Below are 21,820 nucleotides of genomic sequence, written 5' to 3'. Positions count from 1 at the left end.
CGGTTGCATCGGGCTACTGATTGCTCATCATTGCCCCCTCCATCCCCTCTTTGCCCGATCTGTGCGACAGCGTCATGGATAGGGTGGGTTGGCATGAGCCTGAAGGAACAAGTTGTCCGGATCGCGGGAAAGTTCACCGACTCCGTCCGGATCGGAAATGGATTAGAACAACGGGACCTGTCACCAGTGGGCTGGTGGGCGCACGATCAGGCTGTCCAGCGGTTGAAGGACAGCTTCGAGGCGGTGCCGACAGGTGAGCGAGTGCGTTTGGCGAAGAAGACGTCGAACCTCTTCCGTGGCAGGGATACCGAGTCCGCAGGACTGGATGCCAGTGGCCTTGGAGGGGTAGTCGCCGTTGACCCCGTAGAAAACACCGCCGACGTCCAAGGCATGTGCACCTACGAGGATCTTGTCGACGTCCTGCTGCCACACGGATTGGCGCCCACGGTCACCCCGCAGTTGAAGACAATCACCCTCGGCGGCGCGGTGACTGGAATGGGCGTGGAATCGAGCAGTTTCCGCAATGGCTTGCCGCATGAGGCAGTCCTAGAGATGGATGTTCTTACCGGTACCGGCGAGGTTGTTACGTGCTCCCCGACGCAGAACCTGGATCTTTACCGTGGTTTTCCTAACTCCTACGGCTCGCTCGGATATGCGGTTCGGATCAAGGTCCGGGTCGAGAAGGTGATGCCGTTTGTGGAGTTGAGGCATGTGAGGTTTGGGGACGTCGGGAAGCTCACTGAGGTTCTTGCCCTTATTGCCGAGGGAAAGGCGTACGACGGGGAACGAGTCGACTACCTCGACGGGGTCGTGTTCAGCTTGGACGAGTGCTATTTGGTGCTCGGAAAAGGCACGGATGAAACCGGTCCAGTTAGCGATTACACCCGCGACCAGAGTTATTACCGCTCAATACAGCATCCCGACGGCATCCTGCGCGACCGCCTAACCATCCGCGACTACCTGTGGAGATGGGACATCGACTGGTTCTGGTGCAACCGAGCATTTGGCGCCCAGAATCCGACGGTGCGGGCGCTGTGGCCCCGAGACTTACTGCGGTCGAGTTTCTACTGGAAGATCATCGGATGGGATCGCAAGTTCGATATCGCCGACCGACTTGAGGCACGCGCCGGGCGCCCAGCTCGCGAGCGCGTGGTGCAGGACATCGAGGTGACGCCGCAGAATCTGCCGGAGTTTCTCACATGGTTCTTCACCACCTGCGAGATTCAGCCAGTGTGGCTGTGTCCGATCCGGCTGGCGGACGGCGTGGAGTTACTGGCTGGCACGACTGAGGTCTTGGATTCGCAGGAGGCCACCAAGAATCCATGGCCGCTGTATCCGCTGACACCGGGGGATACCTGGGTCAATGTGGGGTTCTGGAGTTCTGTGCCAGTGGACCTCATGGGTGCAGATGCTCCGGAAGGGGCCTTCAACCGTGAGATCGAAGAGGTTGTTTCCGGCCTCGGCGGGCACAAGTCGCTGTACTCGGAGGCGTTCTACTCCCCTGAGAAGTTCGCCGAACTCTATGGCGGGGACCTGCCGCAGAAGTTGAAGTCCGTGTACGACCCGGATGGACGATTCCCGGGGTTGTACGAAAAAACCGTGAAGTGGCACTGACGGGAACAATCGAAAGGAGCATGACGTGGGAACACGAGGATTTGAACCGCTGACCGTGGGGCAGATCGTGGAGAAGGTGGTCACCCCGCCGGCTCCCTTCCGCGTAGAGGCTTTCGACGGATCGGTCGCTGGCCCGGAAGAGGCTAATCTGACTCTGCGAATCGAGTCTCCGGACGCATTGGCTTACATCGTCACGGCTCCAGGAGACCTTGGGTTGGCTCGGGCGTATATCACCGGTCAAATCACGGTGGTGGGCGACCATCCGGGCCATCCATACCTTCTTTTCGACAACTTGCAGAAGCTATACGACAGCATCCGGAGGCCATCTGGATCCGATATCTGGGCGATTACTCGGTCTTTGAAATCACTGAGGGCCTTCCGTTTTCAGCCGGCTCCTCCCCAGGAGACCTTGCCTGGGTGGAAGCGAGCAGTATTGGAGGGGCTATCGAGGCATTCGCGAGAGCGCGACAAAAATGTGGTGAGCAGGCACTACGACGTCGGCAATGCCTTTTACGAGAAATTCCTCGGCGATTCGATGGGCTACACTTGTGCTTACTATCCGGCATCAGTTGATGGCGGCGCGAACCCGGTGACCGGGCCCGGTGGCGACTGGAATCAGGGCAACTGGCCGAAGGGGGCTGCAGCAAACGAGCCGCTTACCGACGCCCAGGACAACAAACATCGACTCGTATTCGACAAGTTGGACCTGAAAGAGGGAGATCGGCTTCTCGACGTCGGGTGCGGGTGGGGCGGCATGGTTCGCTATGCGGCATCTCGGGGTGTGCGAGTCATTGGCGTCACGCTGTCGAAGGAACAGTACGAATGGGGCAAAGCGAAGATCGAGGAAGACGGGTTGGATGACCTCGCCGAGATCCGCTGCATGGACTACCGCGACGTTCCCGAATCAGACTTCGATGCCGTAAGCGCTATCGGGATTCTCGAGCACATCGGCGTGCAGAATTACGAGGACTATTTCGGCCGACTCTTCGGGAAGCTCCGTCCAGGCGGCAGGATGCTCAATCACTGCATCACTCGGCCGCACAACCGGAAGACGAAAACGGGCCACTTCATCGACCGCTATATCTTCCCCGATGGAGAATTGACCGGTGCCGGCACCGTCATGACGATCATGGAGGACACCGGCTTCGACGTCATCCATCAAGAAGACCTGCGGCCGCATTATCAGCGCACGCTTCACGACTGGTGCGAGCTGCTTGCAGCTAATTGGGATGAAGCAACCCCGCTGGTCGGCGAGGCCACCGCTCGACTCTTTGGTCTCTACATGGCTGGATCTGAGTGGGGTTTCGAGCACAACGTCATCCAATTGCACCAGGTACTTGGGGTGCGACCGGACGAGGAGGGCCGGTCAGAGGTACCAGTCCGGCAATGGTGGGAATCCTGATCCTGCCCTCGCGGTCCCGGTGGGGGCCGGCGGAGGGGATTACCAGCCCTGGACGACCTGCACCATGTCTGAGGCTCCCTGTGCGCAGTGGCGGGGGACTCCGTCCACGTCGTCGATCGGCACCGCGACGCCTGCGAACCGGATCTCCTCGCCGACGTACAACGGATCCAAGTCCCCGGAACTCACCGACGGACGCTGGTTGTTGAAGTCGAACTCAGTGTCCTCCGGGAAGACGACCAGGTCAGGGCGATCATTGTCTGTGACGGACAGGCAGTTGCCAGAGGCGGTGATCAGCCGGCCCTGGTAGATCCCGGCGGAACCGGAACCGTTGGCGGACACGTCCCCGGTGCCGTGCTTCGCGCGGAGACCGGTCGGGCCATCGCCGACCGAAGACACCTCGACCTTGGAGCCACCCTGCGGGGCATCCTGCTGTGACTCCTGTGGCATCTCGGCGGTGCCATTGCCGGTCGGGCCGTTGATGGCTTCACCGGAGTTGGAACCACCATCCGAACACGCTGCGAGTGACACTGCCATCGCCAGTGCGGCGATACCCGCACCAGCAGTTCGGGCGGTTCCTCGGAAGTGCGGGCGGCGGAGTCGGTCAGTCATTGTCGGTTCCTTTCCGGGCAGGTTGTGGCCTTAGGAAAGGTCATTATGGCATTGGGTAGGGAGACGTCGTTAAGCGAGTTCTTGATGCTTTACGACGGTGACTTCCGGTCATCCAGCGTCAGCTGCAGAAAGGCCAGATCGAGCCAGTTGCCGAATTTCGAGCCGACCTGGGGCAGCAGTCCGACCCGTTCGAAACCAAGGCGCTCGTGCATGGTGATTGAGCCGGAGTTCGACGCGTCAATGCCCGCGACCATCGCGTGCTTGCCCAAGTGCCGTGCGCGGTTGATGAGCTGCTCCATCAACTTGGTTCCGATGCCATTGCCCCGCTGATCGTCGCGGACGTACACAGAATGCTCGACGGTGTACCGGTAGCCGTCGAAGGCACGCCAGTCGCCAAAGGTTGCGTAGCCGAGAACCTCTGGGGCACTAGGAGAGTCCTCATCAAAGGAGAGTGAATCCTTCGCCAGCGCCACCAGGACCGGATAACCGGCGCTGACGCGGCCAACCCACCAGTTGAAACGGTTGTCGCGGCTCACGGTGTCTTCGTTCCAAATCGCCGTGGAGTTGCGGACCGCATCATTGTAGATCTCGGTGATGCCCGGGATGGTCTCGGCGGTGGCGTCGGTGATGATCATCGTTGTCCTTGGTGTGTCAGTGTCCAGATGAGGTGGATGAGTTCAGTCTAGACGGCCTCGGCGCAGGTCACAGACGAGTATGTGGTCCTGTTTGGCGAGAATGGACTGAATCGGTAAAAATGTACCGGCGGGACGGTTAAGTTCTGCGGTGACGAATGAGGAGATGTGATGAGTGACGTGCTGGGGCCCGCACGCAGGTGGGGCTCACTCGTGGTGCTGGTCGGTGCGGTCTTGCTACTGGCAGTCGATGCCACTGTGCTGTACCTGGCGGTGCCGGCGCTGACCGCGGAGCTCTCACCGACCTCGACTCAGGTGCTGTGGGTGGGCGACATCTATTCAATCGCCTTGGCAGGGCTTCTGGTGACGATGGGCAACCTTGCTGATCGGATCGGCCGAAAGCGGCTGTTGTTGACTGGCTCCTTCGCCTTCGGCATGGCATCACTGCTGGCAGCGTTCGCCCCGACGCCCGAGGTGCTTATCTTGGCCCGCCTGCTGTTGGGCATCGCTGGTGCGACGATTATGCCGTCGACGCTGTCCCTGATCCGCAACATCTTTACCGACCCTGTCGAGCGCACTCGTGCCATCGCCATCTGGTCTGCCGCCGCTGCCAGCGGTATTGCACTCGGGCCACTGGTCGGCGGTGTTCTGCTGGAGCGGTTCTGGTGGGGGTCGGTGTTCCTGATCAACTTGCCGGTGATGGCTGTGGTCATCATCGTCGGCGCCTGGTTGTTGCCAGAGTCGAAGAACCCGAACCCCGGAGCCTTTGATCTGTTCTCCAGCCTGCTGTCCATGGTCGCGATCGTCCCGTTTGTTTACACGGTCAAGCAGGTCGCGGGAGGAAACCTTGGACCGTCGACGATCGCTGCAATTACCATCAGTGTCGTCGGTTCCATCTGGTTCGTGCGACGACAGCGGCGATCGAACTCCCCGATGATCGACGTCGACCTATTCCGCAATCCAGCCTTCACTGGTGCGGTCCTCGTGAACTTCTTCGCGGTCTTCGCTTTTACTGGTGTGCTGTTCTTCTTCTCTCAGTACCTGCAGCTCGCACGTGGGCTGACACCCTTGGAGGCAGGCATCGCGCAATTGCCAGCAGCGCTGTCGGCAATGGCTGCGGTCGCGGTGGTGGGGCTGCTGCTGGCGAAACTGGGCAGGGGCCGAGCGATTGCCTTTGCCCTGGCGCTCGGTGCGGTCGGACTGACGCTCGTTTCCTACGTTGAAAGCGCGGAATGGCTCGGGTGGGTGTTGTTGGCGATCGTGCCGTTGGGCATGGGAATCGGCATCACCCAGACACTCAGCGTCGATGCAGTGGTCTCTGCGGTGAAGCCCGCTAAGGCTGGCGCCGCGGCGTCCATTTCGGAGACGGCTTATGAACTTGGTGTCGCACTCGGCATCGCCGTTTTGGGCTCGGTAATCTCTGCACTGTACACACGGAATCTGACCGTCCCCGGTGATCTGCCAGCGGAGGCGACCGAACTGGTCGAAGATTCCCTGGCATCCGCGTCGACGGTCTTGGACTACGGCAGCCACGCCTTCATCGCCGCCCAGCACGCGTTTGTCGAGGCGATGCGGTCGACCACTCTCATCGCAGCTGGCGTGATGTTGTTCGCAGCTTTCCTCGCCTATCGGCTGATCCCGAACACGAAGGAGTCAGTGGCTGTGGACCACTGAGCGGAAACGACAAGGAACCACACCTAACCCCACAGAAGGAGGCCCACCCATGGGACGCACCGCTGGCCGGACAGCCGAAGACACCAGACGCAACATCCTCGACGCAGCAGCCCTTGTCATCGGGGAAAACGGCACCAAGGTGCCCGTGACCGTCATCGCCGAGGCAGCCGGCGTATCCAAAGGCGGTCTGCTGTACCACTTCCCAAGCAAAGAGAAGCTCCTCATTGACCTGGCCACGTATCTCCTGGAGCAGTTCCGGGACCTTGTGGAGGAGTTCACCTCCGCAGAGCCAGAAGGAGCAAAAGGCAGGCTCACCCGTGGGTACATCCGCGCCAGCTTTGCCTATGCCAAGGATTTTGCAGAGCAGAAGCGGCACATCGCGTTGGCTTCGAACCTGATGCTGGAGCCCGGTCTCGGAGAGCTTGCGCAGGAAGAGGCGGAACGGTGGAGAACAGATCTGCTTCACGACGGACTCAACCCCGCAACTACTCGACTCATCGTCGCAGCCACCGACGGCGGCAATAGCGCTCCGCTGTGGGGTGCTGTCCTTTCCTACGGTGATCGAGGTGACCTGGAGCGGCAATTGATCGGTCTGACGCGGCGCTAGATTCGCCGGTAGTTTCTGGGCATGACTACAGCACCCGAGGCCCCCGAGGACACTGACGCTCCGCGGCCCCGGACTAGGGCGCGGCGCATTGGGGAGTGGTTTGCCCGGTACTGGCTGACTGGACCTGGACTTAATGGGGCGGCGGTCGGCACTGTCGTCCTGGGCCTGGTGGTGTGGGGTTGGCGAGCGGCAGAGCGCATTGTCCCGTCGGCTTTGGGCATCAGCCTTCTGATTACTGCTGCTGATCTGCTGGTCATCATCGGAGTGGCACTTGCTGTCGTGGTGGTCGGCACCGGCGTGGCGAGGCTTTTTACGCGCCGATTTCCAGTTCCGTTCCTCGCCGCGTTCGCCTCATCCGCAGTGTTGCTTGGCTCGATGGCGCCGGGACCGAGCGTTGGGTGGTGGGCCTGGATGACGACAATCATCGCGCTGTCCGGTTCAGTAGTCGGAGGTGTTATTGGGCATCTATGGGCCGGTCGGCCCACCTACTCGCGGAAGATCCAGATTGCCGCGCGCACCACGGTGTCGGTTGTGGCTCTCGCAGCGATGGTGACTGGAACCATTCTGGTGTGGCCGGGCTCGGGAGAGTCGGCTGAGGACGTCGTAAAGCATGGCGGAAGCGGTACTACCGTGGACAATGCGGCAGATGCCGGACCGTTGGCTGTGACGTTTTTCGCTTATGGCGGGCAAACCGGTAGCGGTCGGTACGGCGATGACGCGGACGTGGCCTCTGGCACCGTCGATGCCTCAGAGCAGCTGCCCGAATGGGCTGATCAACCACTGCGCACCCGCGGTATGGGTTTTGATGCCTCTGAACTTCCCCTCAATGCCACCGTCTGGGCGCCGGACGCAGAGCCACCGGCGGAAGGATTCCCGCTGGTGCTGATCGCACATGGAAACTCCGCAAAGGCCGACAATGAACTCGGATTTGAATACCTCGGTGAGCACCTGGCGAGCCAGGGTTATGTGGTGGCGTCGGTTGAGCAGACGTACCTGAACACCGGGCTGTTCGACACTCTCGGGAGCCTGGAATTGGCGAACCAGATGCGCGCCCGGATGCTGATGGAGCACCTCGATCAGTGGCAGACCTGGGAGAGGGAATCCTCTCCAGAGGTGCCGCGTGTGGATCTGTCGAAAACCGTTCTAGCCGGGCACTCCCGCGGTGGTGAGGCTGCTGCCGTGGCCGCGACAATGCACAACGGGACTGCGAGCACTTCCGTGCCGTGGCCAGTGCCGGACTTACCTGACGTGGACATTAGGACTGTCGTGGCACTCGCTCCAACTGCCGGTGTGATCGTCCCCGTCGCAGAATTGAAGGGGATCGACTACCTCACCGTGTCAGCCACGCATGACGCCGACCTGTCGACGTTCGCCGGAGCCCGCCAGTTCGAGCACACCGCCCCTGGCCCGGATGGAATCTCCGCGGCGGTTCTCCTCGAGAGGGCGAATCACACCCAGTTCAACGAAGATTGGGGCCGCTACGACACTGGTGCAGGAATCTCGACGCGCATGCTCAACACCGCGGTTCTCATAGAGCCTGAAGAGCAGCAACAAGCGACGAAGGGCCTGTTCACAACATTCCTCCGGGACAGCCTGTATGACGACGGCGACGCCCGCGCCTACTTCACCGGCGACATTGAAAGCGCCTCCTGGCTGCCGCCGTCACACCTCCGCGCCGCCGTGAAGACGGGTCTGCCCGAACCAATCGCGGATTTCGCCGGTGCCGCCGTCGAGATGGAGGATTTGCCCAGGCGCTCTGGAAGTTGGGATCACGAGGTCATCCGTATCCGCGGTGAAGGCTCCGACGGATCCGTGGAATTCCGCGTGAACAGCCTCGTGCAGCCGGACGCCCCCGAAGAGGTCACCTTCGACCTCGCTGACGCCGCTCCGGTCGGTTATCGCACCGAACCTATGGCCGTTCGCTCCACCGCTGAGATGCCAGATGGTCCGAGCATCGTGTGCGACATCGGAGAAGTCGGAGCCACCTTCGATGGCCAGTACGGAAAGATCCCGGCGCTCATGCCGAACGGACCAGGTGAGCCGTTCCTCTCTACGTTCACTGTGCCCTCGGAGTGCACCTATGGAGCCGTCGGCGTTGTCATCTCCGTGAGCGGCGTCGGTGAGCAGGGCATTTACCTGGATGGGGTGGAGGTGCGATGAGTCGCGCGAGCAAGGTCACTGCACTGGACGGTGCCACCGCCGGCCGCCTCCGCGCCGCCCCGCTGACCTATCAGCAAGTAGGCCAGTCCGCAGTCGGCCCCGTCGAGGAGTACCGGTGGTTTTCCAAGACCACAGTCCTGACCCGCCGGGACTTCGAGGGCGCTGCCCGAGATCTGCTCACCTGGCAGGTGCAGGCGCGCGCCGGGTTGGCGGTGGCGGCGTCGCAAAGCCCTCTCGTAAAGGGCACGGTGGTGCAGATGACTCTCGGAGTCCGGCCGTTGGCCACGACCATTCCGTGCCGCGTCGTCGAAGTCATCGACGAGCCGACCCGCTGCGGCTTCGCGTACGGCACCTTGCCCGGCCACCCGGAGCAAGGCGAAGAAAGATTCGTTCTCGAACTGCTTCCCGACGCCTCCCTCACCCTCACTATCTCCGCCTTCTCCAATCCCGCGACGTGGTTAACCCGCCTTGGCGGACCGGTGGCCCGCGCGTTCCAAGATGTGATGACGGACCGGTACCTGCGCTCGCTCGATAAGTGCTGAGCAGTGGCGGTCCGAACGGGGGTGAACCGCAAGAAACCCTAGGTGCGGTGGGACTTTCTGAGTAACTTCAGCTTCACGAGGTGAACGGAAGTCGGTGTGAATCCGACGCGGTTGCGCCACTGTATGGATAGGCCACGCTGTCCCGGTTTGATGACACGTCCCGGGTGGCCCTGCTCCGAGTCAGACCCTGACCCTCGTGTGAATCAACCATTCGTGAGTCGCACAAGCTCAGAAGGAGTCCCGTCATGACCTCAGCAGTATCCGTCCCCAATTCAGGTGCGGTGGATCTTCCCGCACTTCCTACCTTGTCCTTGTCTGCGGCCTGGCCGTGGGCAGTGTTCGGGGTGTTGCTTTCCGTCCTCGCGCTGTACTTCGTTGGTGCTGAGCAGGGGGCGACGGCGATCGTCTCCGGTGACGGTGTCCATGAGTGGGTTCATGACGGACGCCACCTCCTCGGATTCCCGTGCCACTAGGAGGTCTGCACATGCTGTCATTGAGGGATTTCCTTGTCCGCGGTTTGATCGCGGGAGTTATCGCGGGTTTCGCCGCGTTTGTTGTGAGCTATGCGGTGGGGGAGCCGCCCATCGAATCGGCCATTGCCATCGAAGAGGCCGCCGGCCGCCATGACCATGGGGAGCATGCCGCAGCGGAGGAAGAGGAGGGGACCGAGGTTTCTCGCGGATTGCAGTCCTCGGCGGGCCTTCTCACCGGCATGCTCGTCGTCGGCGCTGCTTTAGGAGGACTCACGGGTATCGCTACGGGGCTGGCCATGGGCCGGTTCTTTAGCCGTACCGATGTTCGCGTCACTGCTCTCTCGGTTGCTGGGGTGGCTTTTGTCGCGGTGTATTTTGTGCCGTACCTCATCTACCCGCCGAATCCGCCGGCGGTCGGTGACGGCGACACCATTGGTTATCGGACTGGTCTCTATTTCCTCATGTTGGCGATTTCGCTCGCGGGAGTCGCAGCGGCGCTGGCGGTCAGTCACACTCTTCGGTCGAAGGTCGAGTACTGGTACGCCGCGCTCGCGGGCCTTGTCACGTATCTCCTCGTCGCGGTGTTGGCGCTGTCCTTCATGCCGCGGTACGACGAAGTTCCCACCGAAGGTTTCCCGCCCTCACTGCTCTGGGATTTCCGCTTGTCCAGCCTGCTGGTGCAGATCGTGCTGTGGGGCGTCCTTGGCCTAGTCCTCGCAGAGCTCTCTCAGCGAGCGATCCGAGCGAAGTCGGCCCCTGCTTCGCAGCCCCAGCCGGTCAACGCCTAGCCGATGCGCATCACCCTCGTCGCCCATGGGCTCACGTTAGGCAGCAGGCGGGGCATCTTCGGTGACCACACCGACCTGCTTCCCGGCGCACCCCTCCCTCACCTCCCCACCCACCACACCGGACTCATCCTGTCCGGTCCCGAACCCGCCTGTCGGCGTACCGCCGAAATGCTCCAGGGCTCGGTACGGATCGATGATGATCTGCGTGGACCTGATGCAGGGGAGTGGTCAGGCATGTCACTCGATGAGGTAGCCGCGGACCCGGCGTCACTGCAGCAGCTGCGGACTTGGATCGGCAGCCCCTCGGCGGCTCCACCTGGCGGCGAGTCCCTTACCGGGCACCTCGATCGGATCTCTAGCGTTCTCGATTCGGATCAGTGGCCGGACTCTGGGGCAGTCATCGTCGCCAGTTCCTCGACTGTTCGCGCAGCCTGTGTGTACGCGATGGATGCACCTGCTCAGTCGCTCACCAGGCTGGATGTCGCGCCGGGCTCCTATGCCACGATCACTCGACGCCCCGGCGGGCCCTGGCACCTACGCGCCATCGTTCCTCCGTCCCGAAGCGAGAGACACACCACCGAGTCAACGGAATAGTTGACGCGCAGTCAGCCGTTGCACCGGGCATGAAGCTCTCACTGCTCGACCGCTCCCGTACCCGTGTGAACTCTGACGGTGGGCAGGTCGATAGTGCTGATCTGCAGGCGGTGGTGCAGCGCGCCCGCCATGCCGAGGAGCTCGGCTTTCACCGGTTCTGGGTCGCAGAGCATCACGCCGTGCCGGGAATCGCTTCTGGTTCGCCGGCGGTGTTGTTGGCGGCGATCGGGCAGGTCACCTCGTCGATCCGGCTTGGCTCTGGTGGTGTGATGCTGCCGCAGCATCAGCCGCTCATTGTCGCCGAGCAGTTCCGACTATTAGAGGGGCTTTTTCCCGCACGAGTAGACCTGGGGATTGGCCGCTCGGTGGGATTTACCGAACCGGTGCGTCAGGCACTGCGACGACAAGAGCAGAACTCCGACGAGTACCGATCAGATCTCACGGAACTGCTTGGATACCTCGACGACACCGGCACCGTCACCGCTAGGCCGGTCACTGACCCGGTTCCGGTCTTCACGCTGGCGACCGGATCCGGCATGGATATTGCTGCGGCCCTCGGACTGCCTGTTGTTGTCGGCGGCCCGATCGTTCGCTCGCCGGAGATATCCGATCTTCTTGCCCGCTACCGAGAGAACTTCCGACCCTCGGCCTCCACCTCAGGTGCCAGCGAGCCGTACGTGATTGTCAGCCTCGACGCTTATATTGCGGGCACCACCGAAGCCGCACGTGATCTCGCCCTGCCGGAGGCCTGGGCGATGGCGATGTCCCGCCAGCAGGGCGAGTTTCCTCCTCTGGAATCACCAGAGGCGATCCATGAGTATCGGTGGTCGGGGCAGGTAGAAAGGCGCGTCGGGAAGCAACTTGGTCAGGTCGCGGCAGGAACCGCGGCCGAAGTTCACGACAACCTGAGCTCCATTGTCCAGGCCAGTGGGGCCGACGAACTGCTGTTCTCCACCTCGACTTATTCCACCGCAGACCAGCTCCGTCTCGACGAGAAGCTGATGGCCGCCATGGGATAGCGATTCGGACGCGGAATTAGTGCGGGTCGCTGACGTGAATTGCGGTGGCGATGACGGTGCTGAGTTCGATGGTGGTGTCCGCGTGCCGGATCGTCATTAGGCCTGTGGTGCTCATCGGAGTGATGACTTCCAGATCCGACCCGACCGTGATGTTCCGGTCTGAGAGGAATCGGAGGATTGCGGGATTGGCGTCGGAGACTCGAGCGACCCGAACCGTCTCGGTGTCTCGGCAGGAAGTCAATAGCCGTGCCGGAACGCTGACGTCGATTCCCGGCCGAGGGATCGGGTCACCATGGGGGTCGACGGTCGGGTGCCCGAGCATCGCATCAATGCGCTCAATCAACAGATCCGACGCAGCATGCTCTAGGCGATCTGCCTCATCGTGGACCTCGTCCCATTGGAATCCGAGGAACTCCACTAAGTACGTCTCCAGCAGACGGTGCCGCCGCACCACATCCAGAGCGATCCGCTCGCCGGCATCGGTCAATCCGATGTCCCCATAGGGCTCGTAATTGATCAGTTCCTCGCGGGCGAGCTTTTTCAGGTTCGCCGACACCGTCGACGGGGTGACCTGGAGCGCCGAGGCGAGGTCAGAGGTGGTGACGCGAAGACCGTCGCCGGGCCATTCGCTTGCCTTCCAAATGAGGGTGACGTAGTCCTCAATGACGCGGCTGTTCTCCTGCGCGGGCATTTCACCATCCTGCCTGATGTAGTCGGACCAGTCCTGTCGGGAAAAAGTCACATGGACGCGCTCAGACTTACCCGTGGACAGGATACGAAATCCTACCTGAGGAAGGTTTCGCTTCACTCCAAAAGAATTCTGGACGACCCACAACCATAGTTATCCGTAGACACATAACAGGTGTATCGATGACAGTGGTTCATCGCGCGGACATTCCGTCCCACGCCACGCGGGACCCTGCCAGAAAGGCCATCGACCGTCATGCCGTCATGGACAATTCTCCTCGTTGCAGTGGGGATCTCTGTCGACGCATTCGCAGTCGCGTTGGTCAATGGCGTCGGGGTGCGGAAGTTCCTGTACCGGCATGCAGTGATCGTCGCGAGTATTTTCGCAGTGTTCCAGGTCGCGATGCCTCTGCTCGGCTGGTTCTTTGCGTCCCAGTTCGCGCAGTTCCTTGAACCGGTCGATCACTGGATCGCTTTTGTTCTGCTCGTTCTGGTCGGCGCGAAGATGATCGTCGATGCCTTCTCCGGTGACAGTGACGATTGCGCAGATGCCCCGGACCCGAACGCCAAACACTCTTTCGGCATTCGCAGGCTGCTGATTCTTGGCGTGGCCACCAGCATCGACGCTGCGGCAATCGGTGTCTCCTTTGCCGTGCTAGATGTGTCGATCTGGTCCGCCGTCCTCATTATTGGCGTGGTGACCTGGTTCTTGTCATTCGGTGGCGTGCTGATGGGGCAGCGCGTTGGACTGAGGTTCCGCAAGCCCGCAGAGATCTTCGGCGGCCTCGTGCTAATCGCGATTGGTGCCCGAATCCTCGCCGAGAACTACGGACTCATCGCCGCCATGGGTCCCATCTGACGTTGTCGGTACCGAGAGATCCCTCAGCATTCGCCAGGTCATCGCCGTTGTGATACCGGTCGTCAACCGCATCTGCGCCTTCGCACCAAGCGAACCCGCCGAGTGCCGTTGCCGCACATGAAGTCGGGTCTTCGGCCATCCGTCGAGGCCATGTTCCGGGCGCATATAAAAGCCGACTGACATTCCCGCGCTACCGGTGACGACAACGAATTTCGGCTCCTCAGAAAGTGCCACCTTCAGCCCTGATTCAGCCGCGAGCCGCTGCACCCGCGACCAGACCTCGTCGACTGGTGCGTCCACGGTTACTCCGTGGTCGTCATGGACCTGTGCGTCCGCGACTAGGTCGTCGCCCGGCCGGCGTGAATATCGCTCGGCTTCTGCGGCGTCGAATCGTTGGAACATTCGGTCTCGCAAGGCCAGTCCGCCTAGCAGCGCACTTGATCCTGCAGTGATCGCGACGCCCGTCCAAGCTGCGATTCGCTTGTGCCTCGGTTCCATCAGACACCTCCATTATCTGCCCGACATTCTACGTATGAGCTTGTCGTTTGCCGATCCGCAACAGCCGATTTACAGACGGGAAATGGTCGTGTCGGACACTGGTCGCATGACAGTTTCGCCGACGCCCACCGATTCCCCTCCCACCCTCGCCGGTCCCATTACCGTCGAGGAGTTCAATGCTGCCTCGGGTGGGGCATTGGAGGCGTCGTTGAGCGAGCTTTTCGGCAGCGCGGAACTTGCCGCCGCTGTTGTCGCGGTGCGTCCGATGACTGACATTGAGGAGATCTGCGCAACTGCGTCGAAGCAACTGCACTCGCTTCCCGACGACCAGATCCTCACCTCCATCAACGCCCACCCTCCGATCGGCGGAACTGTGGCAGCCGGCAGCCGCTCTGCGGCTGAACAATCCGAAGCTCAGTCCGATGCCGAAGCGCTGGATCGACTGCGGGAGCTACAGCCGGAGTATCGCGATCACTTTGGGTTCAACTTCCTGATCCGTGCTGCGGGCCTGTCGAGCCAGGAGATCTTGGACCAGCTCACTGAACGCATGGGTAATGACCCGGGTCAGGAAATCGACATCGCCCACCGTCAGCTCGACCAGATCAATCAACTGCGCCTGCGCGGATTCATCGCCGAGGAGGAGAACAAATGAGCCTGTCGACCCACGTCCTGGACACGTCCACCGGGCTGCCGGCGGCAGGAATGACCGTTGAACTGGCAGAGGTGAGCTTCGACGGGAAAGATCGCCCGATCGTCACTGTCACTACCGACGCTGATGGGCGCCACAAGTTCCGCGAGTCGCCCGGCGTGGGTGTCTACCGGATGCGCTTTCTCACCGGCGACTACCTGGCCGGCTCCGGGGCCGCGACCTTGTACCCGTGGACTGACGTGACGTTCTCCATCACCGGGGACCGCAATGAGCCGTCTCATCTGCACATTCCGCTGCTGCTGTCGCCGTATGGCTACTCCACGTACCGGGGGAGCTGACCTCCTGTGACCTCACCTCTCATCGCCTCCTCAGCACTGTCCACGGGATGGAACCCCGGTCAGATCGCACACGGTTGTTGACCTGCGCCGATTCCGCGCGCCTGACACCCGACCCTTCTTCTGATCACCAGCCCATCTGAGGAGATGAGAGCAATGACGACCACCCCTGCCACCGATACCCGCTTCGAAGCGGACAGTCCCCTCCAACGTTCCCGACTCTCCCGACCGTCCTTCACCCCGGATCTGACCGGAGTGCAGGGCCAGGGCGCCGGTTCCGTCGGAACCTTGCCCCGAGCTGCCGCAGCCTCGACTGATACCGGCTATGAACCCCAGCCCGGTGACCTGCCGCTGCCGCGCAACCTGACGTTCGAGCCGCGCGACTGGCAGATCATCGCGAAGTATTGGTATCCGGTATCGAAGGTTGAAGACGTCACCGAAGGTCCCACCGGCGTCACTCTCTTGGACATGCCGCTGGTGCTTTACCGCGCAGACGGGGTCACAACTGTCGCCGACGACCTCTGCCCGCACCGCGGCATGAAGCTCAGCCTCGGCGAAAGCCAGCACGACGGCAAAGGCTTAAAGTGCCCGTACCACGGCCTTCGCTTCGGTTCGAATGGCGAATGCACCGACATTCCGGCGCACCCGAAGAACCGGATCCCGGCGAAGATGAACCTCAACTCCTATGCAGTGGAGGAGCGTTATGGTCTGGTGTGGGTGTGTCTCGCAGCGAAGCCTGGCGCAGTTCCTGGCGTCGATACCGTCGCTGACATTCCGCCGGTCCCGCACTGGGATGACGAGGGCTACCAGCAGATCAACTGCCCCATCATCGATATCGAGGCATTCGCCGGCCGCCAGGTTGAGGGCTTCTTGGACGTCGCGCACTTCGCCTTCGTCCATGCGCCATCTTTCGCCCTCGCCGACCAGCCTGAGGTCCCTGACTACACCCCGGTAGTGATCTCTGATGGCTTCGAAGCCGAATACTGGTCGACCATGCCGAATGTTCCGCACACTGCCACCGAGGCAGTCGCCGCCATCCCCGAAGGCTTCAATTGGCTGCGCCACTTCCGCTTACATGTGCCGTTCACCGCGACACTCGTCGTCCATTTCCCAGAGGGCGCGGTCCTCAGCATGATGAACGCAGCCTGTCCGGTCTCGGCGAAAAAGACCCGGCTTTTCGACGCCCGTTGCCGCAACTTCGACACCGACCAACCCGTCCAGGACGTCTACGACTTCAACGTCCAGGTATTCGAAGAAGACCGTGCCATGGTTGAGGCCCAGAAGCCGGAGAACCTCCCGCTCGACCCCGCCTTGGAAGTTCACATCCCCGCGGATAAGTCCTCCATCGCTTACCGACGCGCTCTCCGCGGCATCGGCCTGTCCGAATTCTTCACGGTTTAGGGGCAGCAATGACTACCAGCACCCCGACTACTTCGACCACACCCACGACACTGATGGTCGTCGAATCCATGGCCCGCGCAGGAAAAGACGTCCTGCTCATCGAACTGCGCGCCGCCAACCTCGACACCGACGGCAGCGGAGCAACCCTGCCGGAATGGACCGCCGGCTCCCACGTCGATATCCATCTTGGCCCAGTGCTCCGCCAGTACTCGCTGATCGGCGACCCCTCGGCCGAGGGCTCACGCGACCGCTGGCACATCGCCGTGCGCCGAGACGACATCGGCCGTGGCGGCTCGAAAGTAATCCACGAACAACTCCGCGTCGGCCACACCCTGGAGGTCACCGGCCCTCGCAACAACTTCCCACTTGCTGAACCATCGGATACCGAAAACCCCGGCCGCACGATCCTCCTCGCTGGCGGCATCGGCATCACACCGCTTCTCTCGATGGCCGAAGCGCAGACCGCCGTGGACCTGCCGGTTCGATTCCACTGCTATTCGTCCAACCAGACAACAATGCCGATGTCCGGATGGATGGAGGGGAAGGTGTGGGAAGAGGACGTCGTGAAGCATTTCAGTGAACGAGGCGACAGCCTTCGCACCGCCTCGATGCTGCCGGAGGCGTGCCTACCCGGTGACCACCTATACATCTGCGGCCCAGCCGGATTTATCGACCGCGCCGTCGCGATCGCCGAGGCCGATGGCTGGCCCACCGCAGCCGTTCACGTGGAACGGTTCGCCTTGTCCGAACCGGTCGACCTCACCGGCGACAGCTTCACCGTCACCGCCGCCTCAACCGGAGACACCATGACAGTTGGGGAGAATCAAACCATCGCTGAGGTCCTCCTAGAGCATGGTTACCCCGTGGAACTGTCCTGCGAAATGGGAATCTGCGGCTCCTGCCTGACCGGAGTTGTCGCAGGAACCCCAGAACACCGAGATGAATCCCAGTCGCCGGTTGAACACGCCTCCAACTCGCGGATCAACGTGTGCTGCTCGCGTTCGAAGACACCGTCCCTGACACTGGAGGTGTGAGGTTGCTGAACATTATCAAGGGCCATGTGCTCACCCCAGTCACCGGCGGCGACGTCCTCGACATCCCCCGCGGTGCAGTGGCCTGGTCGGACGGCGCGATCGTAGATGTTGGGCCAGTGGAGGAGGTGCTCCGACGCAATCCCGGCGCCGCGTCAATCCTGGACCACGGCGAACGCCTGATCATCCCCGGGCTCATCGACACCCACGTGCATTTCCCGCAGATCGGCATGATCGCCTCGCCCGGCCATGAACTACTGCAATGGCTGGAGCAGTACACCTTCCCCGCCGAAGCAGCCTTCGCCAATGACGGCCACTGCGACACCGTCGCCGACTTCTTCACTGACCAACTCATCGCCAACGGCGTCACCACCGCATGCGTCTACGGCACGGTCCACCCAGGCAGCGTTGACGCCCTCTTCCGTCACGCCCGCACCCGCGGCCTCAGGATCATCAGCGGCAAGGTCTGCATGGACCGTAACGCCCCCGATGAACTCTTGGACACTCCCGATTCCGCTGCGCAGCAAAGCTTGGAGCTCTATCACCGCTGGCATGGCGTTGACCGGCTCGAATACGCCATCACGCCGCGCTTCGCGCCAACGTCCTCCGACGCGCAACTTCAAGCGCTCGGTGAACTCGCTTCTTCGCTTCCCGACGTCCCCATCCAAACCCACCTCTCCGAAAACTCCGGGGAATGCGCCTGGGTATCCGAACTTTTCCCCTGGGCCACCGATTACACCGATGTCTATGAGAAATTCGGTTTGGTGCGCAGGCGTTCTGTATTCGGCCACGCGATTCATTTGTCCGATTCAGAGCTCAGTCGTTTGGGGGCCGCGGAGGCATCCTTGGCACATTGTCCGACCTCGAACTTCTTTCTCGGCTCCGGAATCTTCGGAGTGAATCAGGCGCAGAAGTACTCCGGCCTGCATGTCGGACTCGGCTCTGACGTCGGTGCCGGCACGAGCCTTAATCCCTTGGCTACCTGCGCTGCGGCCTATCAGGCCTCCCGCATGATCGGGTCTCCATTGTCAGCCACAGAGCTGCTGACGCTGGCGACGCTGTCGAGTGCGGAGGCTTTGGGCGCCGGGAAGCATGTTGGTTCCCTGGAACCAGGCAAGGACGCAGACCTTGTCGTCCTCGACCCTGAGAGTTCCCCGGTGCTGCGCAACCGAGCCGACTATGCCACCACCACGGCGGAACTGCTCTTTGCCCTGATGATGCTTGGCGACGACCGAGCGATCGCAGAGGTCATCGTGGCCGGTAGGCGAGTCAACTGAGGAATCTGTGAGTCTTTTCTGAAGAAACAGAGTTGACATGCGGGGCCACTCAAATGGGAAAGGAACCCACAGCCCGGACCTCCTCGAAAGGCCCCCGCATGAGCGCCCCGTCCGAACCTCTCACAGCCCCTACGGCCCCTCCTCTCGCACCGCCAGCCGGTTCCGCCGACGCTGGAACCGCCGCCTACGACCCGAACCAGTCCGACTCCCTGGCCCCCACCACTAACCGCATCATGGGCAAAACCACGTACATGTTCACGTGGATGGGTGGCTGTATCTCGATCGGCACCTTCACCATGGGCTCCTCTCTGGTCGGTGCCCTCAATCTCTTCCAGGCGGCCGTCGCCATTGGCATTGGTTGTCTGGTGATTGGTGTCGGCCTCGCGCTCAACGGCGCAGCCGGAAACCGGTGGGGCATCCCCTTCGTGATCCACGCCCGATCAATGTTCGGCGTGTCCGGCACCAAAATTCCCGGTCTCATCCGCGCTATTCCAGCAGTGGTCTGGTACGGATTTCAGAGCTGGGTCGGGGCCGTCGCGATCAACACGATTCTGGACGTGATGTTCGACTTCAACAACATCATCCTCGTGTTCGTCCTGTTCCAGGCACTGCAGATTGGCCTGTCCGTCGGCGGCTTCGAGGGCATCAAGTGGCTGGAAAACATCGGCGCGATCTTCATGCTCGCCGCACTGATCTACATCTTCTACGCCGTCGTCAACGAATACGGTTCTGAAATCGGCGAGTCCATGAATGTCGAGGGCTCCTGGGGCGTGCCCTTCTGGGGTGCCACCATGTTGTTCCTCGGCATCTACGCCAACATGATCATTAACGTCAGCGACTACTCCCGCGAGCACACCAAGGGCACCAGCGGTGGTTTCCGCACCGCGCTCTACACATTCGCTCTGCTGCCGGTCACCCTGTTCATGGGCGTCATCGCCTTCATGGTCACCGACGCAACCGGTGCCGTCGACCCGGTCGATGTATTCTCCAATGCCGTGGGCAACCCGGTTCTCCTGGTCGTCACCCTGTTCTCCATCGCCTTTTCCCAGGTCACAACCAACGTTCTAAACAACGTTGTCCCGCCGACTTACGTCCTCATGGACATCTTCAAGATGAAGTTCTGGCACGCCACCGTCATCGTCGGACTCCTCGCACCGCTGACGTTCCCGTGGCTTCTCGTCCGCGACGAATCCGCTGACGGCCTGCAGACCTTCGTGCAGATCTACTCCGCTTTCCTCGGCCCGATTTTCGCCATCATGGTCATCGACTACTTCTTCTTCCGGAAGCAGCGTCTGGCCTTGGAGGAGCTGTACGACACCAACGGCTCCTTCCGTGGCACCAACTGGGCAGCAGTCATCGCTGTCGCCGTTGGCGCCGCCAGTGCTGCACCGTTCGCAGACGTCGGTTGGTACGTCAGCCTCATCCCGGCGGCCGTTGCCTACTGGGTATTGATGAAGGTGCTGCCGTCCTCGAAGAGGTTTCATCCCACCGAGAAGGCGAAACAGGTCGTCCTCGACTGATTTAGGTCTATCGAGCCGCCGCTCGCACACTGCCTTTTCCACCCATACCCAGCCGTTCCCACCCATTCCGCCTGGCGTCCGAGTGAACCGAGTTTCTTGCGGTTCCCTCGGGCGTTTTCGCACGTCCGCTGGGCCCGGATTAGCACATGTATTCGTCACGTGACGAAAAGCTGCAGGCAGTGAGCACTTCCATAACCTCGCTGAGTGGCAGAGACTTCCTCGCAAAGTGGCACTTTAGGGGCGAAAAGCCGCCGAATCTGCCACTTCATGGGTAATCGGGTGACTCGGAGAGGGGTGCTTCTTTCGATTTGAGGGAACCTCACCCCTGGTTCGTCACGTCCAACTAGGTGAGAGGGCCTACAAAGACCAGACGACTGTGCGAAGGCGGCACCATGAACTCACCACAGCACCCATCGACACCGGTTCCCAATCAGGGTTTCCAAGGATTGCACCCGACAGGACCGTTGATCGCAGTTCCGGGTGATGCCACCGCTCGGTCGAAATACCGTCGAGCAACGGCGCGCGGTTTCGCCTGCCGGATTTTCCCGGGTGTTTACATCTCGCAGAATCGCTGGAACACGGCACCGACTTGGGAGAAGACCAGGACGGCCATTGTCTCCGCGGCTTTGGCCTATCGGGCCAGATTTCTGTGTGGTGAAGCCGCGGCGATTCATCACGGATTGTGGTTACCGGAAGATCCTGAGCAGCTGATTCTGGCGTCAGCGAATTCTCGTAGGTACAGCGAAATTCGGAGCAACACAGGGGGCTACCGGGTTCTATTGCGCAGGCGGATCGTACCGGTGGGGGAGGTAGTTCTCCGCGACGGGATTGCGGTCACGACGATTGCCCGGACGGTCGCCGATGTGGCAGCAGCGGTCACGGCGGATGAAGGATGTGCGACTGTGCTGATGGTGATGGAGTCAGCACTGGCGAAGGGGATCTCGAAGAAGGAGATTGCTCGGCACTGCCGGCTGCAGTCGGGGAGTTTGCGGGGAGTGCACACTCAGATGTGCCTGCATCATGCGGGAGAAAGATCGGAGACTGCGGGGGAATCGCTGACGAAAGCGATGTTTCTGGACGCAGGGATGTTTGATGTGAAGCAGCAGGTCAAGGTGTTTGACCCGCATGGACGCGAGAAGGCCCGGGTCGATTTCTTTCTCCCGGAGTACAACATGGCAGTGGAGTTCGACGGTCGAGGGAAATATCTGGGGGAGCATGGGCCGTCGGAAAAGGTCATGCTCCGAGAACATGACCGGAAAATCGACTTGGAAAACCAGGGTTACGTGGTGGTCCAGGTGGGATGGAGGCAGGTCAGGAGTGGAGAGGCACTACGTCTGATCAAAGAGGCAATGAAAAGACATCCCGCCGGCTCCCGAGAAATATCGGGGTGCTGGCGGGAAGCGGAATTGATCGGGTGGGACGAGAACGGTGAGAAGGTCTGGGATTAGT

General features: G+C 61.5%; 22 protein-coding genes. 18 read left to right on the top strand and 4 right to left on the bottom strand.

The window, feature by feature from the left end; genetic code table 11:
- Window positions 1–93 precede the first annotated feature (93 nt).
- Both YWU_RS0105030 and YWU_RS0105025 read left to right on the top strand, forming a co-directional pair.
- Window positions 94–1,614 carry an FAD-binding oxidoreductase gene (locus YWU_RS0105030; RefSeq protein WP_027019605.1) on the top strand — a complete coding sequence of 507 codons (1,521 nt, stop codon included), beginning with the start codon at window positions 94–96 and terminating at the stop codon, window positions 1,612–1,614.
- A 25-nt stretch (window positions 1,615–1,639) separates the two neighbouring features.
- A complete protein-coding gene (locus YWU_RS0105025) occupies window positions 1,640–3,016 on the top strand; it encodes an SAM-dependent methyltransferase (protein WP_240484057.1) in 1,377 nt (458 codons plus the stop codon).
- A 39-nt stretch (window positions 3,017–3,055) separates the two neighbouring features.
- On the opposite strand, the gene YWU_RS0105020 is transcribed toward YWU_RS0105025, so the two are convergent.
- Both YWU_RS0105020 and YWU_RS0105015 read right to left on the bottom strand, forming a co-directional pair.
- On the bottom strand, window positions 3,056–3,625 hold the full coding sequence (locus YWU_RS0105020; RefSeq protein WP_027019603.1) for a hypothetical protein: 570 nt from the start codon (window positions 3,623–3,625) through the stop codon (window positions 3,056–3,058).
- A gap of 89 nt (window positions 3,626–3,714) precedes the next feature.
- Complete coding sequence (locus tag YWU_RS0105015; protein ID WP_027019602.1) at window positions 3,715–4,260, bottom strand: GNAT family N-acetyltransferase; 546 nt, start codon at window positions 4,258–4,260, stop codon at window positions 3,715–3,717.
- A gap of 168 nt (window positions 4,261–4,428) precedes the next feature.
- On the opposite strand from YWU_RS0105015, the gene YWU_RS0105010 reads away from it, so the two are divergent.
- The 8 genes from YWU_RS0105010 (at window position 4,429) to YWU_RS0104975 (ending at window position 12,114) form a co-directional block, all read left to right on the top strand.
- The gene (locus YWU_RS0105010; RefSeq protein WP_034647128.1) at window positions 4,429–5,931 is read left to right on the top strand and encodes an MFS transporter; all 1,503 of its coding nucleotides are present in this window, start codon (window positions 4,429–4,431) and stop codon (window positions 5,929–5,931) included.
- Window positions 5,932–5,980: 49 nt separating this feature from the next.
- Window positions 5,981–6,538, top strand: coding sequence for a TetR/AcrR family transcriptional regulator (locus tag YWU_RS0105005; protein WP_027019600.1), 558 nt, complete (start codon window positions 5,981–5,983; stop codon window positions 6,536–6,538).
- Between the two features lie 21 nt (window positions 6,539–6,559).
- Window positions 6,560–8,698 carry an alpha/beta hydrolase family protein gene (locus YWU_RS17430; RefSeq protein WP_027019599.1) on the top strand — a complete coding sequence of 713 codons (2,139 nt, stop codon included), beginning with the start codon at window positions 6,560–6,562 and terminating at the stop codon, window positions 8,696–8,698.
- On the top strand, window positions 8,695–9,240 hold the full coding sequence (locus YWU_RS0104995; RefSeq protein WP_084141806.1) for a DUF1990 family protein: 546 nt from the start codon (window positions 8,695–8,697) through the stop codon (window positions 9,238–9,240). The genes YWU_RS17430 and YWU_RS0104995 overlap by 4 nt, the downstream gene beginning before the upstream one ends.
- A gap of 245 nt (window positions 9,241–9,485) precedes the next feature.
- Window positions 9,486–9,713 carry a CbtB domain-containing protein gene (locus YWU_RS0104990; protein WP_027019597.1) on the top strand — a complete coding sequence of 76 codons (228 nt, stop codon included), beginning with the start codon at window positions 9,486–9,488 and terminating at the stop codon, window positions 9,711–9,713.
- An 11-nt stretch (window positions 9,714–9,724) separates the two neighbouring features.
- On the top strand, window positions 9,725–10,501 hold the full coding sequence (locus tag YWU_RS0104985) for a CbtA family protein (RefSeq protein ID WP_205618299.1): 777 nt from the start codon (window positions 9,725–9,727) through the stop codon (window positions 10,499–10,501).
- Window positions 10,502–10,504: 3 nt separating this feature from the next.
- Entirely contained in the window at window positions 10,505–11,095 is a 591-nt protein-coding gene (locus tag YWU_RS15280) for a histidine phosphatase family protein (RefSeq protein ID WP_051260054.1), read from the top strand.
- Window positions 11,096–11,124: 29 nt separating this feature from the next.
- Window positions 11,125–12,114 carry an MsnO8 family LLM class oxidoreductase gene (locus YWU_RS0104975; protein WP_027019595.1) on the top strand — a complete coding sequence of 330 codons (990 nt, stop codon included), beginning with the start codon at window positions 11,125–11,127 and terminating at the stop codon, window positions 12,112–12,114.
- Window positions 12,115–12,130: 16 nt separating this feature from the next.
- On the opposite strand, the gene YWU_RS0104970 is transcribed toward YWU_RS0104975, so the two are convergent.
- Window positions 12,131–12,805, bottom strand: a complete 675-nt coding sequence (locus YWU_RS0104970; protein ID WP_034647176.1) for a metal-dependent transcriptional regulator — start codon at window positions 12,803–12,805, stop codon at window positions 12,131–12,133.
- Window positions 12,806–13,057: 252 nt separating this feature from the next.
- Here YWU_RS0104970 and YWU_RS0104965 point away from each other — a divergent pair, with 252 nt between their 5' ends.
- Window positions 13,058–13,660, top strand: coding sequence for a manganese efflux pump MntP (locus YWU_RS0104965; protein ID WP_027019593.1), 603 nt, complete (start codon window positions 13,058–13,060; stop codon window positions 13,658–13,660).
- Here the strand turns inward: YWU_RS0104965 and YWU_RS0104960 are convergent.
- On the bottom strand, window positions 13,592–14,158 hold the full coding sequence (locus YWU_RS0104960) for a hypothetical protein (protein WP_027019592.1): 567 nt from the start codon (window positions 14,156–14,158) through the stop codon (window positions 13,592–13,594). The two genes, YWU_RS0104965 and YWU_RS0104960, sit on opposite strands and share 69 nt — an antisense overlap.
- A 106-nt stretch (window positions 14,159–14,264) precedes the next feature.
- Between YWU_RS0104960 and YWU_RS0104955 the strand changes: the two genes are divergently transcribed.
- The 7 genes from YWU_RS0104955 (at window position 14,265) to YWU_RS0104925 (ending at window position 21,819) form a co-directional block, all read left to right on the top strand.
- A complete protein-coding gene (locus YWU_RS0104955) occupies window positions 14,265–14,810 on the top strand; it encodes a 2-oxo-4-hydroxy-4-carboxy-5-ureidoimidazoline decarboxylase (protein WP_240484056.1) in 546 nt (181 codons plus the stop codon).
- On the top strand, window positions 14,807–15,145 hold the full coding sequence (uraH, locus tag YWU_RS0104950; RefSeq protein WP_027019590.1) for a hydroxyisourate hydrolase: 339 nt from the start codon (window positions 14,807–14,809) through the stop codon (window positions 15,143–15,145). Before YWU_RS0104955 ends, uraH begins: the two co-directional genes overlap by 4 nt.
- 153 nt (window positions 15,146–15,298) lie before the next feature.
- Window positions 15,299–16,543 carry an aromatic ring-hydroxylating oxygenase subunit alpha gene (locus tag YWU_RS0104945; RefSeq protein WP_084141803.1) on the top strand — a complete coding sequence of 415 codons (1,245 nt, stop codon included), beginning with the start codon at window positions 15,299–15,301 and terminating at the stop codon, window positions 16,541–16,543.
- Between the two features lie 8 nt (window positions 16,544–16,551).
- Window positions 16,552–17,577 (top strand): PDR/VanB family oxidoreductase, encoded by a 1,026-nt coding sequence (locus YWU_RS0104940; RefSeq protein ID WP_051260053.1) that lies wholly within the window; start codon window positions 16,552–16,554, stop codon window positions 17,575–17,577.
- Entirely contained in the window at window positions 17,574–18,851 is a 1,278-nt protein-coding gene (gene guaD, locus YWU_RS0104935) for a guanine deaminase (RefSeq protein ID WP_240484055.1), read from the top strand. The genes YWU_RS0104940 and guaD overlap by 4 nt, the downstream gene beginning before the upstream one ends.
- Before the next feature lie 98 nt (window positions 18,852–18,949).
- Window positions 18,950–20,371, top strand: coding sequence for an NCS1 family transporter (locus YWU_RS15275; protein ID WP_051260052.1), 1,422 nt, complete (start codon window positions 18,950–18,952; stop codon window positions 20,369–20,371).
- An 800-nt stretch (window positions 20,372–21,171) separates the two neighbouring features.
- Complete coding sequence (locus YWU_RS0104925) at window positions 21,172–21,819, top strand: PDDEXK family nuclease (RefSeq protein WP_027019586.1); 648 nt, start codon at window positions 21,172–21,174, stop codon at window positions 21,817–21,819.
- Window position 21,820 lies beyond the last annotated feature (1 nt).

This window comes from Corynebacterium sputi DSM 45148 (genome assembly GCF_000427865.1).
Taxonomy (GTDB): Bacteria; Actinomycetota; Actinomycetes; order Mycobacteriales; family Mycobacteriaceae; genus Corynebacterium; species Corynebacterium sputi.
This window is presented reverse-complemented; position numbering and strand designations above follow the sequence as displayed.

Excerpts from the sequence above, each read along its gene's own strand:
- YWU_RS0105030 (WP_027019605.1), top strand. The coding sequence starts at position 94 with ATGAGCCTGAAGGAACAAGTTGTCCGGATCGCGGGAAAGTTCACCGAC.
- YWU_RS0105020 (WP_027019603.1), bottom strand. The coding sequence starts at position 3,625 with ATGACTGACCGACTCCGCCGCCCGCACTTCCGAGGAACCGCCCGAACT.
- YWU_RS0105015 (WP_027019602.1), bottom strand. The coding sequence starts at position 4,260 with ATGATCATCACCGACGCCACCGCCGAGACCATCCCGGGCATCACCGAG.
- YWU_RS0105010 (WP_034647128.1), top strand. The coding sequence starts at position 4,429 with ATGAGTGACGTGCTGGGGCCCGCACGCAGGTGGGGCTCACTCGTGGTG.
- YWU_RS0105005 (WP_027019600.1), top strand. The coding sequence starts at position 5,981 with ATGGGACGCACCGCTGGCCGGACAGCCGAAGACACCAGACGCAACATC.
- YWU_RS17430 (WP_027019599.1), top strand. The coding sequence starts at position 6,560 with ATGACTACAGCACCCGAGGCCCCCGAGGACACTGACGCTCCGCGGCCC.
- YWU_RS0104995 (WP_084141806.1), top strand. The coding sequence starts at position 8,695 with ATGAGTCGCGCGAGCAAGGTCACTGCACTGGACGGTGCCACCGCCGGC.
- YWU_RS0104990 (WP_027019597.1), top strand. The coding sequence starts at position 9,486 with ATGACCTCAGCAGTATCCGTCCCCAATTCAGGTGCGGTGGATCTTCCC.
- YWU_RS0104985 (WP_205618299.1), top strand. The coding sequence starts at position 9,725 with ATGCTGTCATTGAGGGATTTCCTTGTCCGCGGTTTGATCGCGGGAGTT.
- YWU_RS15280 (WP_051260054.1), top strand. The coding sequence starts at position 10,505 with ATGCGCATCACCCTCGTCGCCCATGGGCTCACGTTAGGCAGCAGGCGG.
- YWU_RS0104975 (WP_027019595.1), top strand. The coding sequence starts at position 11,125 with ATGAAGCTCTCACTGCTCGACCGCTCCCGTACCCGTGTGAACTCTGAC.
- YWU_RS0104970 (WP_034647176.1), bottom strand. The coding sequence starts at position 12,805 with ATGCCCGCGCAGGAGAACAGCCGCGTCATTGAGGACTACGTCACCCTC.
- YWU_RS0104965 (WP_027019593.1), top strand. The coding sequence starts at position 13,058 with ATGCCGTCATGGACAATTCTCCTCGTTGCAGTGGGGATCTCTGTCGAC.
- YWU_RS0104960 (WP_027019592.1), bottom strand. The coding sequence starts at position 14,158 with ATGGAACCGAGGCACAAGCGAATCGCAGCTTGGACGGGCGTCGCGATC.
- YWU_RS0104955 (WP_240484056.1), top strand. The coding sequence starts at position 14,265 with ATGACAGTTTCGCCGACGCCCACCGATTCCCCTCCCACCCTCGCCGGT.
- uraH (WP_027019590.1), top strand. The coding sequence starts at position 14,807 with ATGAGCCTGTCGACCCACGTCCTGGACACGTCCACCGGGCTGCCGGCG.
- YWU_RS0104945 (WP_084141803.1), top strand. The coding sequence starts at position 15,299 with ATGACGACCACCCCTGCCACCGATACCCGCTTCGAAGCGGACAGTCCC.
- YWU_RS0104940 (WP_051260053.1), top strand. The coding sequence starts at position 16,552 with ATGACTACCAGCACCCCGACTACTTCGACCACACCCACGACACTGATG.
- YWU_RS15275 (WP_051260052.1), top strand. The coding sequence starts at position 18,950 with ATGAGCGCCCCGTCCGAACCTCTCACAGCCCCTACGGCCCCTCCTCTC.